At 65.5% G+C, this 15,609-nt stretch carries 12 protein-coding genes; 6 read left to right on the top strand and 6 right to left on the bottom strand.

What is annotated here, in order from left to right; all coding sequences use genetic code 11:
• Positions 1-44 precede the first annotated feature (44 nt).
• The gene (locus AC56LW_RS10570) at positions 45-680 is read left to right on the top strand and encodes a class I SAM-dependent rRNA methyltransferase (protein WP_499634083.1); all 636 of its coding nucleotides are present in this window, start codon (positions 45-47) and stop codon (positions 678-680) included.
• 12 nt (positions 681-692) lie between these two features.
• Here AC56LW_RS10570 and AC56LW_RS10565 read toward each other — a convergent pair whose 3' ends face one another.
• On the bottom strand, positions 693-1,421 hold the full coding sequence (locus AC56LW_RS10565; protein WP_499634081.1) for a siderophore-interacting protein: 729 nt from the start codon (positions 1,419-1,421) through the stop codon (positions 693-695).
• A 37-nt stretch (positions 1,422-1,458) separates the two neighbouring features.
• Between AC56LW_RS10565 and AC56LW_RS10560 the strand changes: the two genes are divergently transcribed.
• Positions 1,459-1,935 carry a MarR family winged helix-turn-helix transcriptional regulator gene (locus tag AC56LW_RS10560; protein WP_499634079.1) on the top strand — a complete coding sequence of 159 codons (477 nt, stop codon included), beginning with the start codon at positions 1,459-1,461 and terminating at the stop codon, positions 1,933-1,935.
• 28 nt (positions 1,936-1,963) lie between these two features.
• Here AC56LW_RS10560 and zwf read toward each other — a convergent pair whose 3' ends face one another.
• From zwf to AC56LW_RS10535, 5 genes are all read right to left on the bottom strand, one after another.
• The gene (gene zwf, locus AC56LW_RS10555) at positions 1,964-3,430 is read right to left on the bottom strand and encodes a glucose-6-phosphate dehydrogenase (protein ID WP_499634078.1); all 1,467 of its coding nucleotides are present in this window, start codon (positions 3,428-3,430) and stop codon (positions 1,964-1,966) included.
• Positions 3,431-3,593: 163 nt separating this feature from the next.
• Positions 3,594-6,542, bottom strand: coding sequence for a TonB-dependent receptor (locus AC56LW_RS10550; protein WP_499634076.1), 2,949 nt, complete (start codon positions 6,540-6,542; stop codon positions 3,594-3,596).
• A gap of 158 nt (positions 6,543-6,700) precedes the next feature.
• Entirely contained in the window at positions 6,701-8,536 is a 1,836-nt protein-coding gene (locus AC56LW_RS10545; RefSeq protein WP_499634074.1) for a glycoside hydrolase family 28 protein, read from the bottom strand.
• A gap of 2 nt (positions 8,537-8,538) precedes the next feature.
• Positions 8,539-9,759 carry a BT3233 family polysaccharide utilization protein gene (locus AC56LW_RS10540; RefSeq protein ID WP_499634073.1) on the bottom strand — a complete coding sequence of 407 codons (1,221 nt, stop codon included), beginning with the start codon at positions 9,757-9,759 and terminating at the stop codon, positions 8,539-8,541.
• A 16-nt stretch (positions 9,760-9,775) separates the two neighbouring features.
• Positions 9,776-11,185 carry a glycoside hydrolase family 88/105 protein gene (locus AC56LW_RS10535; protein ID WP_499634071.1) on the bottom strand — a complete coding sequence of 470 codons (1,410 nt, stop codon included), beginning with the start codon at positions 11,183-11,185 and terminating at the stop codon, positions 9,776-9,778.
• Positions 11,186-11,362: 177 nt separating this feature from the next.
• On the opposite strand from AC56LW_RS10535, the gene garD reads away from it, so the two are divergent.
• From garD to AC56LW_RS10515, 4 genes are read left to right on the top strand one after another with little or no spacing between them, the layout of a single operon-like run.
• Positions 11,363-12,904: a galactarate dehydratase gene (gene garD / locus AC56LW_RS10530; RefSeq protein WP_499634069.1), complete on the top strand. Its 1,542-nt coding sequence runs from the start codon at positions 11,363-11,365 to the stop codon at positions 12,902-12,904.
• Positions 12,905-12,935: 31 nt separating this feature from the next.
• A complete protein-coding gene (locus tag AC56LW_RS10525; protein WP_499634067.1) occupies positions 12,936-13,760 on the top strand; it encodes an NAD-dependent epimerase/dehydratase family protein in 825 nt (274 codons plus the stop codon).
• A gap of 17 nt (positions 13,761-13,777) precedes the next feature.
• Complete coding sequence (locus AC56LW_RS10520) at positions 13,778-14,653, top strand: aldose 1-epimerase (protein ID WP_499634065.1); 876 nt, start codon at positions 13,778-13,780, stop codon at positions 14,651-14,653.
• On the top strand, positions 14,650-15,582 hold the full coding sequence (locus AC56LW_RS10515) for an alpha/beta hydrolase fold domain-containing protein (protein WP_499634063.1): 933 nt from the start codon (positions 14,650-14,652) through the stop codon (positions 15,580-15,582). Before AC56LW_RS10520 ends, AC56LW_RS10515 begins: the two co-directional genes overlap by 4 nt.
• Positions 15,583-15,609: the final 27 nt, after the last annotated feature.

Raw genomic sequence — 15,609 nt, 5'->3', positions numbered from 1 at the left:
GCCGCATTGCTGTATCATCCCCGTCCTGCAAACGAAAGTCACACATGCTCATCATCACCATCAAGCAGGGCAAGGAAAAAGCCCTGCTCGCCGGCGACCCGTGGATTTACCTGTCGGCCGTCGAAAAAGTCGACGGCAAGGGCCACGAACGCAACAAGCCGGGCATCACCGCCATCGTGCAAACGTCGACGCGCCAGTTCATCGGCCGCGCCGCCTACAACGCCAAGTCGCAGATCGTCGGGCGCATGTGGTCGTTGCGCGAAGACGAACCGGTCGATCATGCAATGATCAAGCGCCGCGTCCAGGGCGCCATCGACAAGCGCGCCGCGGCTTTGCGCATTGCCGATCCGCAGGCGCTGATCGGTTTGATCGATGGTGAAAAGGACGGCTTGCCGGGCCTGCAGGTACATCAGTATGGTGGTGCCGACGGTTACCTGATCTGCCAGTTCAACGCTGCCGGTGTCGACATGTGGAAGGTGCCGGTCGTGCAGGCGCTATTGAAGGCCACCGGTTGCCGCAACGTCTACGAACGCAGCGACCCGCTCGTGCGCCAGGGCGAAGGCCTGTTGAATACGCCGGGCGCACTGGCCGGCGACGAGCCGCCCGACCGCCTGATGGTACGCGATGGCAAACGCCTGGCGCCGATGGATATCGCCACCGGGTTCACCTATCCGCGCTGAGCGGCTGCCCTGTCAGTCCAGGCGCTCGTGATGATCGGCCACGCCGCGCTTCCAGTAGGCCGATACTTTGGCGGCCTGGCGTGGCATGCCTGCCTCGACCAGCACCTGGCGCACACGCGCCATCAGCGCCGCTTCGCCGCCACCCCAGGCCAGCCCGGCGCCCGGCTGCAACGGCAACGCCTTCAGCACCTGCAACAGCGCATCGTCGCTGTCGACCCAGTGGATGCGGGCATCGGCGCGGGTCACGAACGTGCGACGGTCCGCGGCGCCCACCAGCAGCACTGCGTCGACGCGGGCGTCTGCCGGCAATTCCTCGAGCCGGCGCGTCACGGCCGGCAGCGCGCTGTCGTCGCCGATCAGCAGATGCCAGTCCATCGCCAGCGGCAAGATCATCGAACCGCGCGGCCCGCCGATGGTCGCGCGCTGGCCAATGGCTGCATTGCGCGCCCACTCGGCCGCGCCGCCATGGCCGTGCAGCGCAAATTCGATGTCGATCTCGCGGGCGTCGGTGTCGACGCGGCGCGGTGTGTAGTCGCGCCGTACCTGTTCGCCACTGGCGTCGTTGAACATGAACTTGACGTGGTCGTCGAACGACAGCGACGTGAAGTCCGCCAGCGCCTCGCCCTGGAAGGTGATGCCGGCAAAGCCGGGGCTGACGCGGTTGATGCGCGCCACGGTGACCTCGCGCAGTTTCAGGTCGTGGCGCACGCGTTCGATCGTGGGGATGCGGTTTTCACTCATGCTACACTTCATCAATTAGTTGATAACGTCCACCATTATGCAAAAAGAAGTTGATAAAGTCAACAAAAAAGGCGGCGAAGATCCGCTCGAGGTCATGCACGCGATCGTGCACCTGTATCGTTCGCAGCAAATGCGCGGTCTACGCAGCGGCGTGCAGGCCGGCTCGCACGAGCTGGCGCACATGGAAATCAAGGTGCTGCGGTTTTTCGGGCGTCATCCCGGCGCGACGCAGAGCGATCTGGTCGCGCATTCGGGCCGTGACAAGGCGCAGGTTGCGCGCCTGATCAAGGGCTTGCGCGATGCGGGGATGCTCGATGCGACAGCCGATGAGGCGGATCGGCGCAGTACACGGCTGACATTGAGCAGTGCAGGGCAGGCCGTGTCTGAGGAACTGCGCCGGCAAAGCGGCGCATTGGGGAAGATTGCCCTGGCAGGGTTGGACGGGGCCGAGCAGGCCCAGTTGATGGCGTTGCTGGCGCGCGTGCGCGCCAACCTGGAAGCCGGCGCGGCCTGAGGCCGCGCCGGCGGGTGGGTCGAAACGTTTACTCGACCCAGCCGAAGCCGTCGCGCGCCAGCAGCGCGAACGATTCCGGCGGCCCCCACGAACCGGCCGCATACGCATGCGGCTTTTCGCCCAGCGTCTCCCAGCCATTGATGATCGGCTCGACCCATTCCCACGCTGCCTCGAGTTCATCGCGGCGCATGAAGTGCGTCAGGCGGCCACGCACGACGTCGATCAGCAGGCGCTCGTAGGCTTCGGCGCGGCGCTGCGCGAATGCCGATTGCAGATCGAGGTTCAGTGCGACCTGCTGCATCAGCATGCCGCTGCCCGGCTGCTTGGCGAAGATCTGCAGCTTGATCGCTTCTTCGGGCTGCAGCTCGATGACGAGGCGATTGGCCACGCCGCCCGGCGTTTCGGGGAACAGCGGGAACGGCGGATTGGCGAACTCGATCACGATCTTCGACGAGCGGCGCGCCATGCGCTTGCCGGTGCGCAGATAGAACGGCACCTTCGACCAGCGCCAGGTATCGATGTGGGCACGCAGGGCGACGAAGGTCTCGGTGTGGCTGTCGGCCGGCACGTTGCTTTCTTCGTGATAGCCCTTGGCTTCCTGGTTGCCACTGACGCCACGCGAATACTGGCCGCGCACGGTGTCGCGCGCGATATCGGCCAGGCCCATGCGGCGCAGCGAGCGCAGCACCTTGAGCTTTTCGTCGCGTACGGCGTCGGGCGAGAGCGAGGTTGGCGGCTCCATTGCCACGATGCACAACAGTTGCATCAGGTGGTTCTGCACCATGTCGCGCATCGCGCCGGCGCTGTCGTAGAAGCCCGCGCGGCTGCCCACGCCGACTTCTTCGGCCACCGTGATCTGCACGCTGGCGATGTTCGGCGCGCGCCACAGCGGTTCCAGGATCGAGTTCCCGAAGCGCAGCACCATCAGGTTCTGCACGGTCTCTTTGCCCAGGTAGTGGTCGATGCGGTAGATCTGCGACTCGGCAAAGTGCTTGCCGACCGCCTCGTTGATCTCGACGGCCGAGGCCAGGTCGCGCCCCAGCGGTTTCTCGAGCACGACGCGCGCATTGGCGTCGACCAGGCCGGTGGCGGCGAGCTTGTCGCAGATCATCGTGAACAGCGATGGCGCGGTGGCGAGATAGAACACGCGCTGGGCGCCATCGCGCGAGACGTCGCGCAGCGTGTCGAAGACCGGCGCCTCAGCGACGTCGACCTTCACGTAGACCAGCAGATCCAGGAAACCGGCCCAGCTTTTCTCGTTGAAGTTGTCGCCGCTGATGAACGAGCGCGAATGCTCTTCGATGAAGGCGAGATAGGCCGCGCGGTCATAGTCCTGGCGGCCGGTCGACAGGATGCGGGTCGATGTCGGCAGGTTGCCGTGCAGGTAGGCCATGTACAGGGCGGGCAGCAGCTTGCGCATGGCAAGGTCGCCCATCCCGCCGAAGATGGTCATGTCGAGGGGGAGGCCGTTGTCAATCTCGGTCGAGGTGCTCATGGGTCTTTCGCTGGCAGGTTGGAGAAAATCGCGTGCGTCGCGGGCCGTAGATTGTAGCGTACCTGAGGCCAGGCGGATGCCCGGCGTGCCGCCGGGGCATGCCGGGCGCGGACGAAAAAAAGCCCGCGCAAGCGCGGGCCCAAGGACGCGAGGACGCGTTCGGTCAGAACTTGTAACGCAGCCCGAACAGATATTCGCGGCCCGTGACGTTGTTGACGACGACGCTGTTGCGCGCCCGGCTGATGAACTGGTCGCTCTCTTCGTTGGTCAGGTTGACGCCTTCGAGCGTGAACTCGAGCTTGTCGTTGACCTTGTACGAGAACGACAGGTCGACGTTGAGGGTTTCGTTCTTGCCTTCGACGTCGTTGTTGTTCTGGCCCGGCACGCGGGTCACGAAGCCCGAGCGCTGGGCGGCCGAGACACGCGCGCTGAACTTGCCGTCGTCATAGAACAGCGTGGCGTTCCATGCTTTCGGCGACAGGTTCAGCAGGTCGTCCGTGATGCGCGCGTCGCTGGTCGGCGAGACCAGGTATTCGATCTTCGACGAGACGCGGGTGTAGTTCAGCAGCGTGCCGAAGTTCTTGCCCCAGCCAGGCAGGAACGTGAACGGCTGCTGGTAGTTGATCTCGAAGCCTTTCAGCTTGCCGCCGTCGGTATTGACCGGGGTGGTCAGCGCAAACACTTCTTCACCCGTGAAGTTTGCCGGCAGCAGCGACAGCGGCAGACCCGAATCGCGGAACGCCACGTTGGTACGCAGGCTCTGGATATAGGTGTCGATGTTCTTCTGGAACAGGCCCACGCCGACGAACGCCTTGTTCTTGAAGTAGTACTCGAAGCTGGTGTCGAAGGTCTTGGCGCGGAACGGTTTCAGGAACGGGTTGCCCGTGTTGATCGACAGGTTGCCGGTGGTCGCGATGCTGCCGCCCGGCGACAGGAAGCCCAGTTGCGGGCGCGTCATGACCTTGGCGGCGCCGACGCGCACGATGAATTCGTCGGTGATGTTCGCAGCCAGGTTGAACGATGGCAGCGTGTCCTTGTAGTCGTGGTCGACCGTGACCGCGGTGCCACCGCCGGCGGCCTGGTAGCCGGTCGTCGACAGGTCGGTCTTCACATGGCGCACGCCGACGTTGCCGCGCACCGGGATATTCCACAGGTCGTAGCGGAACTCGCCCATCAGGTACAGGCCATCGCTCTTCTCGGTGACCGAGCGGTTGTTGCCGCGTGCATTGCCGTTCTCGATCGACGACAGCCGGAAGTCGCCCGGGCCGCCTGCAGGACCGCTCTTGATGCAGTTGCAGTAGATGTCGTAGGCAGCGGCGATCGCCTGCAGGTTCGGCACGACCCAGCCGGTCGGATTTCCGGCGGGGAGGCCCAGGTTGCTGCCAAAGCCGGTCAGGTTGGACGTCAGGCCGGTGGCGCCTGCGGGCGGTGCGAAGATCGTGTCGTTCTGGTTCACGCGCCGGAATTCGTAGGTGTCCGAGCTGTACTTCTTGCTGTTGACGCCACCCTTGATCGTGAAGATGTCACTGGCTTCCCACGCCAGGTCGAACTGGCCGACGTTGTTGACGTTGTCGGTGCCTTGCGGACGGGTGCGGATCTCGCTGGTCGTGGTGTTGGGGACCGTCGATGGCTGGGTGCCGCTGGCCACCTGCGGTACGCCGACCAGGCCCAGACGGTTGCCCATCGGGTCGAACGGATAGCCGATGACCGGGCGGCGGTCGTCGTTGCGGAAGTCGAGCGTGTAGCCGTCGACGTTCAGCGCGTCGAGCGTGACCGTGGTCTGCACCGGATTGCGGAACTTCGAATTGGCGCGGCCGTAGCGGGCGCTCATGCTCAGCGTGTCGGTGATCTTGTGTTCGAGCGTCAGCGTCGGCTGCGTGAAGGTGGTCTTCAGTTCGTCGAAGCGCTGCTCGGAGCGGATGTCAACGCCGTTGTATTTGCCGTACAGCAGAGCGCCGTTCGGCGCATACTCGGCCTGTACCACGCTCATTTGCGGCTTGCCGCCCTGGCTGGCGCTGCGGCTGAACGAGGTCGCTTCCAGGAAGTCTTCCTGGCGCGTGGCGTCGAGCTTCGAATACAGCATGTCGAACGTGAGCAGGGTGCCGCGCTGCGGGCGCCACTGCACCGAGGCGGTCAGGCCCAGGCGATCCTGGTCGTGGGTCAGGCGGCCATAACGTGGCAGGCGCGGATGGAAGTTGTCCGGGCTGCTGGCGGCGTTGTAGGCAGCCTGGTTTTCCGGGGTGTTCGGCAGGCGCGCGACACCTTGTGCGGCGGGGCCGCAGGTGGTCGCGGTGGAGTTGGCCGGGTTGGCGGCGGCAGCGCCTTGCGGTGCGCACCAGCCGCCGGACGACGGGCCGTTATCCCAGCGCACGGTGCTGAAACCGTCTTCCAGTACGCGCCGTTTCGAGAATGCGCCCGAGACCAGCACGCCGACCTTGCGGTCGAAGAACGTATCCGAAATCATGAAAGCCGCGCGCGGATCGGTCTTCTCGGAGCCGTCGTTGTACTTGCCCTTGAGGGCGACCGTGGCGTTGAAGCCTTTCAGGTCGAACGGGCGCAGCGTCTGCAGGTCGACGGTGGCGCCAAGCGAGCCTTCGTCGACATCGGCCGAGGAGCTCTTGCGCACCGTCAGGGCGCTGAACAGTTCAGACGCAAACACGTTGAAGTCGAAGCCGCGGCCACGGTTGGTGCCGCCCGAGCTGTCGGTGCCGCCGGTGGTGGCCAGGCCCTCGATGCCGTTGATGCGCACGCGGGTGAAGTCCTGGCCCAGGCCGCGCACCGTGATCGAACGGCCTTCACCCGCATCGCGGTCGATGACGACGCCCGGCACGCGCTGCAGCGACTCGGCCAGGTTCGTGTCAGGGAACTTGCCCATGTCTTCCGACTTGATGACGTCGACGATGCCGTTTTCCTGGCGCTTGGCGTTCAGGGCACTTTCGAGCGAGGCGCGCAGGCCCGTGACGACCACCGTTTGCGCTGCGCCGGCGCCGGCCGGTGTCGCGGCCACTTCCTGCGCGAACGCGGGGCCCAGCGACATGGCGGATACCGAGGCTATGCCGAGCAGGCACAGGGTGAGTTTGCGCAGCGATGCGCGGTGCGGGTGTTGGTTCATGCTGTCTCCATGCGTTTTTATCGGGGTGGACATCGGTTGGTCCACCGGCGCTGCATTGTTTAATCTGGTCAGGCCAGTTTTTGAATTCTATGTCACAACTGGCAATTTTGGTCAGACCAATTGAAAAATATTTTTCATCTGGCCTGACCTGTTGCGAGTCAGGTCTTTTTGTGCAAGACCTGCTTGTATCGCTTGCCCGCAATGGTGACGTTGTCCAACGTGATGTCGACAGCGTTGTGCACGAACCACGGCTGGCGCGTGTTGGCGGGCGTGCCGAAATCCGAATCGCTGATGCGCACGCGCGCGATCGGCGGTATCACGGTGCCCGGCTTGCCGTTGAAGCTCGACGCCACGGGGCCGAGCAGCACGAACGCCTGATAGCACGAGAATTGACCCTTCCCCGTCGCGACATTCCTGGCGCGCACATTGCGGATGTCGATGTCCGACACCTGCGGTGGACGACTGCGCATCGTGTCGTCGCCCGGCACGTAATCGCAGTCGATCGTGATGATCGCGCCGGCGCTCGAGGCGACCGGCTTCTTGAGTTCATGCGCGCCGGCCAGCGGCTTGTACAGCCCCGGTTCGAGCGCCACGCCATTGGGCAGCGTCACGTCGCGCACGTACAGGTGGCGCAGAAAGCCGCCCCGGTTCATGTTCGTCTTGAGCCGGATCGCCGTGTTCAGCGGATCGTCCTTCCAATGGGTATTGCGAAAATCGAGCTGCTGCGCGTAGACGTGCTCGATCCCGCCAGCCATCTCGCTGCCGAGCGTGACGCCGCCATGGCCGCTGTTCATCACGCAGCGCTGGATGACGATATTGCGCGTCGGGCCATGCTGCGTGTCGCGGTTCTTGCCGGCCTTGATGGCAATGCAGTCGTCGCCATTATTGAAGTGGCACTCGTCGACCAGCACGCCGTCGCAAGCCTCCGGGTCGAATCCGTCGCTGTTCGGGCCCAGGCTTTCCATGTTCACGCGGCGGAACACGAGGTCCCTGCAATTGACCGGGTGGTGCAGCCAGAACGGCGCGGCATTGACCTGGTAGCCCTGCAGCAGCACCTTGCTGCAGCCAATCAGCTCGATCATGCACGGGCGCAGATAGTGGCCATGGCCGAACACGCGCCGTTCGACCGGCACGCCGGCCTCGGACAGCGCGGGCAGGTAGCGTGAGTCGGTTTGCCAGCGGTCGTCACTACCCTGGATACTCGCCTGCAGGCGCGCGTCGATACCGGGAACGACGCGGTCGAGCGGGGCGTTGGCCGGATTCGCGGCCACTTCGGTGCGGGTCCGTACCGGTTTGCCGCGCCCCTTCCAGTCCCACCAGCATTCGGGCTGCTGCGCGAAGCCCGGTTCGAACGGCACGCCGCCCTGGCCATTGAGGATGCTGGTCCAGTCTTCGCCGGTGAGGGCGATGTTCTGCTGGTCGATCGCGTACACCATCGGCGAATAATTCAGGCAGTCGTTGCCCTGCCAGCGCGACAGCACCAGCTTGCCGTTGGCGCCGCAGTCATGCGCGCCGTGACGCGCGTAGTGCTCGGGGTTGGCCGAGAAATGCACGCGCGCGCCGGCGGCCAGGTGCACGTGGACATTCGAGCGCAGCACGATCGGCCCGGCGCAATACCACTCGCCTTTCGGGATCACGACGCGCCCACCGCCTTTGGCATGGCAAGCGGCAATCGCAGCCGCGATGGCCGGATAGCAGTCGGGCGAGCCGGGCGCCGGCGTATCGAGCATGCCTTCGACGAGCGAGGCGACCTGGCCCGGCACCTCCATCAGCGCGGCAGGCTTGGCGCCATAGGCGGTGACGTCGAAGTCTTCCTTGCGAAACGCCAAGGGCGTGGCGAAGCGGGCGATGATGTCGTTGGCGCGCTGCCACGGGTCGGACGGCGCGGGGGCAGCGACGGTAGCGGCGGCGAGGGCTGGCTTGACGCCGGAGAGCAGAAGCGAGGCCGCCGGTACGGTGCGCAGCAGCGCGCGGCGTGTGGGATGAAATGCCATCGTCAGTCTCCTTTGGCGGGCGCGACCGTCACGCGCACCGGGCTGGCGTCGCGCGCGGCGACGGCCGCTGCCTGGTCTTGCCATTGTTCGCGGCTGGTGATCTCGCCGGCGCGGCGCCAGGCGGCACCTGCGTAGTAGCGCAGCGGCTGGCCCGGCATGGCGTTGGCCACGATCAGCTCATTGAGCGCGTCCTGGGCGAAGCCTTCGGCGGTTGGCAGCACAATCGCGGTACCGAAGGCATCGTTGGTGGTCTGCTCGACCCACTGCAGCAGCACCTTGCCATCGCGCGTGGTGGCGATTTTCGGGGACTGGCCCTTGTCGCCCGGCGTCTTGTTCAGGCCCACGGCGACCATCAACGGGCGGTCGCCGCTGGCGGTGAAGGTGCTGTCGATGCGGTCGAACCAGTGGCCGGCGTCGACCGTGAAGCGTTTGACTTCGCTGACCTGGCGCCCGCTTGCATCCCACGGCGCGTAGTGCAGCTCGAACACCGTGCGGATCGGGCCATTGGCCAGGATCTTGAAGTTCGCGTAGTTCACGCCCGGGTACAAGGTCGCGCCGCTCCAGACGCCGGTGCCGCCGGCGCCGCGCGACTTGCCGACGTTGTACATGTCCATGCCTTCGCCCTGGTCCTTGTGATAGTGGTCGTGGCCCTTGTTGTACCAGCGGTCGACGATCGGATAATCGACGCGCTTGAACCAGATATCCAGGCCGCTCGTGACCAGGACTTCCTTGACGACGCCAGGCGGGGCGGGCGCCGCCAGCGCTGGCCCGTAGGTGCGGTGGGCGATCTTGTCGTTTTCCCACGCGAAGTCATCCAGCCGCTCGGGCACCTGGCGCGCGAAGGTCTTGATCGGGAACGGCGGGGCGACGCCGTCGATGCGCTCGATGGTAAAGCCCACGCTCTTTTCGCCGGCGGCAAAGCTGTGCTGGAACAGCAGCTCACCGTAAGCGACGCCTTCGTTCTTCGGGTCTTTCGCCTGTGGCGCGATATTCGTCACCTGGTGCGGCAGCACGCGGCCACGCGCATCCTTCACCGCGATTTTCTGCACCATCGCGCCGGGCAGGGCGGCGTTGACGTCCTTCCACGGGATCGAGATGGTCTCGGAAGGGCGGGCGATCGCCAGGTCTTGTTCGACGGTCACGCGGATGCTGTCCGCATGGGCGTGCGCCAGCGGCGCGGCCACTGCGGGGATGAGCAGCGCGGCGAGTACGAGTCGGTTCATGTCAGTCACTCCGAGGTCAGTGGTGTTCGCGGTAGTCGGTCTGCCCGCCTTTGGGCATGTAGTGGTACGTGCGCACCTTGTGCTGCACCTCGAACGCGGGGTTCGTCACCAGGCGGATGATCTCGGCGCCGGCCAGCAGCATCGGGCCGTAGCCATGCAGCGCATCCACGCTCGTCGGGCGGTGGTAGTAATAGACCATGTCGCCGGCCAGCGTCGTGCCCACGCACGTGCCTTCCACCTGACCCAGCGCCGTGATGCGGGTGGACAGTGCATTCCAGCCGGCTTGCGCGATCGAGCCGTAGGTTGTCGGGCTGACCCAGCCCTGGTTGACCGCATGCGCGAACACATAGGTGAAGATCGCGCTGGCCGATGTTTCCAGATACGAGTCATTGCGGTCGATCATCTGGTGCCACAGGCCGCTGCCGCTTTGCAGTTCGGCGATGCCCTTGAGCGACGCGCGCAGCTGTGCCAGCACTTTCGGGTAGCCGGGATGGTCTTTCGGCAGCACGTCGAGCAGGTCGGACATCGCCAGCACCGCCCAGCCATTGGCGCGCGCCCAGTAAAAGCGCGGCGCGTCCGGGTGGTTCGCATGCCAGCCGTGCGTGTACAGGCCAAGCTGGGGATTGAACATGCGGCTCGACATGCCCATCACATTGTTGACGGCGTCGTCGAAATACGCGCGCTCGCCCGTCAGCCGGCCCATCTCGGCCAGCGCCGGGATGCTCATGTACATGTCGTCGGCCCACAGCGAGACTTCCTGCGGGCGCTTGCGGGCCATCGTGCCGTCGTCCAGCCGGAACTGGCGCTTGGCGACCCAGTCGCTGCAGGTGTCGATCATGGGCTTGAGGTCCGGCCCGACCCTGGCGGCGCGCGCGCGGATCAGGGCGGCGCACATCGAGCCGGCGTCGTCAAGCGAGCGGGGATCGAGAAAGCGCGAAAAGCTGTTGGCCCGTTCGAGCTTGAACTGCTGTTCCTGTGCGCGAAAGTACGGCAGTGTCTCGGCAAAGAAGGCGAAGTGGCGCTTGGTCATGGCGGTAAAGCCCTGGTCCTTGGTGACCTCGGCAGCCTTGAGCAGGCCCGAATGCACCACGCCCATCTCGTAGACCTGGATCCCATAGTCGCCGGCGCTCTTTTCAAAGACCGCGTCGGCGCTCGGCTTTTTCAGGTCCGTGATCGGCTGGCCGGTGCGCTTGCTGACGATGCGGGTTGGCGTCGCGCGGTCCATGAAGGCGCGGATGGCCTGCAACTGCGCGGTGACTTCCGCCACCACCGGCTTTTTATAGGGGATCGGGTAGGTGCCTTCGCCGGCGTCGCCCAGATTCGTGTTGTCGGGATTGCGGTACGGACCCTGCGCCAGCGCGGACGAGGATATCAACGCGCAGCCCAGCAGGGCAGCAAGCAATGGGCGTTGCAGATGCAGTTTCATTTGTCTCCAATCGGCATCGTGATTTTCACTTATGTATTTACCTGTGTCTTGGTCGTGCAGGTAGCGCTCTTTTGGTCAGGCCATTCTAATTTGGTCAGACCAAAATCGCAAGGTGGACTAGCCACTTTTCGATTTTGTATGGCATACTTTCTCGGAACTTCCAGATAAGGCAGACCAATGAACCAGCTCGTCCCTCGTACTATCCGCATGCAAGCCAGCGACAATGTGGCGATCGTCGCCAACGACGGTGGCCTGCCGGCCGGCACCGTCCTTGCGGACGGGCTGGTGCTGGTGGAGGGCGTCCCGCAGGGGCACAAGGTCGCGCTGGTCGACCTGCTCGACGGCGACGCGGTGATCCGCTACGGCGTGACGATCGGCTACGCCAATGGCGCGATCCCGCGCGGCAGCTGGATCTCGGAAAAGGTGCTGCACATGCCGGCCGCCCGCTCGCTCGACGACCTGCCGGTGGGGACGCACGCGGTTGCCGCCTTCCCGCCGCTCGAGGGTTACACCTTCGAGGGCTTTCGCAATCGTGACGGGTCGGTCGGCACCCGCAACGTGCTGGCCGTGACCAGCACCGTGCAGTGCGTGTCGGGCGTGATCGAACATGCGGTCAAGCGCATCCGGGCCGAACTGCTGCCGCGCTATCCGAACGTCGACGACGTCGTCTCGCTCGAACACAATTACGGCTGCGGCGTGGCGATCGATGCGCCGGGCGCAGAGATCCCGATCCGCACGCTGCGCAACCTGTCGAAGAACCCGAATTTCGGCGACAACGTGATGGTCGTGAGCCTTGGCTGCGAGAAGCTGCCGCCAACGCGCCTGTTCCCGGCCGGCTCGATCCCGATCGGCACCGCCGAACCATCGGTCGTGTGCCTGCAGGATGCGCAGCACGTCGGGTTCATGTCGATGATCGACAACTTGATGGCCACCGCGCAGCGCCACCTGGAAGCGCTCAATGCCCGCCAGCGCACCACCTGTCCGGCGTCCGAACTGGTGGTGGGCGTGCAGTGCGGCGGCAGCGACGCGTTCTCCGGCGTGACGGCCAATCCGGCCGTCGGCTTTGCGACCGACCTGCTGGTGCGCGCCGGCGCGGCCGTGATGTTCTCGGAAGTGACCGAAGTGCGCGACGGGATCGACCAGTTGACGGCGCGCGCCGCCACGCCCGAAGTGGCCGCGGCGATGGTGCGCGAGATGCAGTGGTATGACGATTACCTGGTGCGCGGCGGTGTCGATCGCAGCGCGAACACCACGCCCGGCAACAAGAAGGGCGGCCTGTCGAACATCGTCGAAAAGGCGATGGGCTCGATCGTCAAGTCGGGCAGCACGGCGATTACCGGCGTGCTCTCGCCCGGCGACAAACTGAAGCAGAAAGGCCTGATCTACGCGGCCACGCCGGCCAGCGACTTCATTTGCGGTACGCTGCAGATGGCCGCCGGCATGAACGTCCACGTGTTTACCACGGGGCGCGGCACGCCGTACGGCCTGGCTGCGGTCCCCGTGATCAAGATGGCGACGCGCTCCGAGCTGGCACGCCGCTGGCACGACCTGATGGACGTCGACGCCGGCCGCATTGCCACCGGCGAAGCGAGTATCGAGGACGTGGGCTGGGAACTCTTCCGCCTGATTCTCGACGTCGCCAGCGGGCGCCAGACCTGGGCCGAACAGTGGAAGCTGCACAATTCGCTGGCGCTGTTCAATCCGGCGCCGGTGACGTAATCTACAAATAGACACATTCAGGAGACCGTGCATGACCGAAGTTGAGAACAAAGTGGGCAAGCCATTCAAACGCATCCTGCTGACCGGCGCGGCCGGCGGCCTGGGCAAGGTGCTGCGCGATCGCATCAAGCCGTGGGCCGACGTGGTGCGACTGTCGGATGTCGTCGACATGGGCGCAGCCCGGGAAGGCGAAGAGATCGTCCGGTGCGATCTGGCCGACCGTGACGCGGTGATCAAGCTGCTGGAGGGCGTGGACGCCGTGCTGCACTTTGGCGGCGTCTCTACTGAAAAGCCGTTCGAGCCGATCATGCAGGCCAATATCCTGGGCGTGGCCAACCTGTACGAGGCGCTGCACAAGGCCGGCACGAAGCGCGTGATCTTTGCCAGCTCGAACCATGCGATCGGCTACCACCGCACGACCGAGATGCTCGACGCGAATTCGCCGACCCGCCCGGACAGCTACTACGGTCTGTCGAAGGTATTCGGCGAGCAGATGTCGCGCTATTACTACGACCGCTTCGGCATCGAGACGGTGTGCGTGCGGATCGGCTCGAGCTTCCCGGAGCCGGCCAACAAGCGCATGATGAGTACCTATCTGTCGTATGACGACCTGACCGAACTGCTGCGCTGCGCGCTGTTTGCGCCGCGCGTCGGGCACACGATCGTCTATGGCATGTCGGACAACGACAGCGTCTGGTGGGACAACCGGCTGGTCGCGCACCTGGGCTTCAAGCCCAAGGACAGTTCGCGCACCTTTGCGCACCTGTTCCCGGATTCGGCCGAATTCCCGGCCCCGGACGATGTGACGACGATCTACCAGGGCGGTAAATTCCTGCTCGACGGCCCGCAATACTGATGCCCGCGGCGCGACCCATGCTGCAACGCCTCGTCCTGCGCAACCACAGCCTGGCGGCCGAGATCGTGCCGCAGATCGGCGGCGGCCTCGCGCGCCTGGACTGGCTGCGCGGCGCGCAACCGGTGCCGCTGCTGCGCGGCCTGCCGCCGGATTTTTCGGGCATGCCGCAGCCGGGCCAACTGGCCTGCTTCCCGCTGGTGCCATGGTCGAACCGGATCGCGCCATCCGGCTTCGAATACGCCGGCCAGCGGTATGTGCCAACGCCGAACCGCCCGGGCGAGAAAGTCGCCATTCATGGCGATGGCTGGCAGCAGGCGTGGGACGTGCAATCGCTGACCTTCGATTCGATCCTGCTGCGCCTGACGCGCCACGAATTCGCGCCGCTCGCGTATGACGCCACGCTGCGCTACACGCTCGATGACGACGCACTGATCGTCGAACTCACCGTGCGCAATGCCGGCGCCGTGGCGCTGCCATTCGGACTGGGTCTGCATCCGTGGCTGCCCGACCCGGGCGGCGCGCAGCTGCAGGCGCGCGCCGATGCGGTCTGGCTGTCGGGCGCCGACAAGCTGCCGTCGAGCCGGCGCGCCGTACCGCCGGCCTGGGACTATCGCACGTTCGCGCCGCTGCCAAAAGAGGCCGTCGACAACGCGTTCGCCGGCTGGGACGGTGTCGCGCGCGTGCGCTGGCCGGGGCGGGGCGTGGGCCTCTCGATCGAGGCGGCAATGGATTACTTCATCCTTTACGCACCACCGGGCCGCGATTTCTTCTGCTTCGAGCCGGTCGACCATCCGATCAACGCCCACAATATGCCGGGCTACCCCGGCCTGACCGTGCTGGCGCCCGGCGCCAGTGTGAGCCGCTCGGTCATCTTCCGGGGCGAGTCGCTGTGACACGCTGGCCGCTGGCGATCGGGCTGATGTTGCCAATCGCCGGCGCCGTGAACAGCGCTACCGCCCAGCCATACAACGCCGAGACCACGTACCGCAAACTCGTCGCCACCTATCCCGACATCCGCATCGCCAGCAGCACGGCGCCGGCGCCGGTCCGGGTACGCAAGGACATCGTCTACGCGCGCCGGGGTGAATTGTCGCTGGCGCTCGACCTGTATTCGCCGGGGCCGCGAGACCAAGCGGCGCCAATCGTCGTGCTGGTGCATGGCGGCGGCTGGCGCAGTGGCGACCGTAGTGAGATGGCGCCGCTGGCAGCAAGGCTGGCCGCGCGCGGCTATGCGGCGGCCACGGTCAGCTATCGGCTGTCGGGTCAGGCGCGCTATCCGGCGGCGATTGATGACGTCAAGGAGGCGCTGCGCTGGCTGCACGCGCATCCCGAGGTCCACGGCGCCGACGTCGACCGGATGGTGATCGCGGGCGGTTCCGCTGGCGGGCAGATTGCTGCATTGGTCGGCATGACGAGCCAGGGCGCCGTGCAGGCGGTCATCAATATCGACGGGCTGTCGGATTTCACGAGCGAAGAAGCACGGCGCCACGAGGACGATCCGGCCAAGAGCCCGTCCGCCGCCGGCGCCTGGTTTGGCGGGCGCTATGCCGAGCAGCCGGCGCGCTGGCAGCAGGCCTCGCCGATCAACCATGTGAGCAGGGCGAGTCCGCCGGTATTGTTCATCGTGAGCAGCGTCCCGCGTTTTTCGGTCGGTCGCGAGGCGATGACGGCAGAGCTGCACGAGCACGGTGTCGTTGCCGAGACGGTTGCGTTGCCTGGTACGCCGCATTCATTCTGGTTGTTTGATCCTTGGGTCACGCCAACGGTCGATGCGATGACCGAGTTTATGGAGCGCGTGTTTGGTGGGTCGCCTCGCGGGTGATGTCGTATGCGTCCTGTGATGTCGTCT

Source organism: Telluria sp. LT2P80 (genome assembly GCF_059685955.1).
Note: the sequence above shows the minus strand (reverse complement) of the source record. Positions and strands in the feature narration are given on the sequence as shown.

Coding starts and splice junctions, on each gene's coding strand:
- AC56LW_RS10570 (WP_499634083.1), top strand. CDS start 45: ATGCTCATCATCACCATCAAGCAGGGCAAGGAAAAAGCCCTGCTCGCC.
- AC56LW_RS10565 (WP_499634081.1), bottom strand. CDS start 1,421: ATGAGTGAAAACCGCATCCCCACGATCGAACGCGTGCGCCACGACCTG.
- AC56LW_RS10560 (WP_499634079.1), top strand. CDS start 1,459: ATGCAAAAAGAAGTTGATAAAGTCAACAAAAAAGGCGGCGAAGATCCG.
- zwf (WP_499634078.1), bottom strand. CDS start 3,430: ATGAGCACCTCGACCGAGATTGACAACGGCCTCCCCCTCGACATGACC.
- AC56LW_RS10550 (WP_499634076.1), bottom strand. CDS start 6,542: ATGAACCAACACCCGCACCGCGCATCGCTGCGCAAACTCACCCTGTGC.
- AC56LW_RS10545 (WP_499634074.1), bottom strand. CDS start 8,536: ATGGCATTTCATCCCACACGCCGCGCGCTGCTGCGCACCGTACCGGCG.
- AC56LW_RS10540 (WP_499634073.1), bottom strand. CDS start 9,759: ATGAACCGACTCGTACTCGCCGCGCTGCTCATCCCCGCAGTGGCCGCG.
- AC56LW_RS10535 (WP_499634071.1), bottom strand. CDS start 11,185: ATGAAACTGCATCTGCAACGCCCATTGCTTGCTGCCCTGCTGGGCTGC.
- garD (WP_499634069.1), top strand. CDS start 11,363: ATGAACCAGCTCGTCCCTCGTACTATCCGCATGCAAGCCAGCGACAAT.
- AC56LW_RS10525 (WP_499634067.1), top strand. CDS start 12,936: ATGACCGAAGTTGAGAACAAAGTGGGCAAGCCATTCAAACGCATCCTG.
- AC56LW_RS10520 (WP_499634065.1), top strand. CDS start 13,778: ATGCTGCAACGCCTCGTCCTGCGCAACCACAGCCTGGCGGCCGAGATC.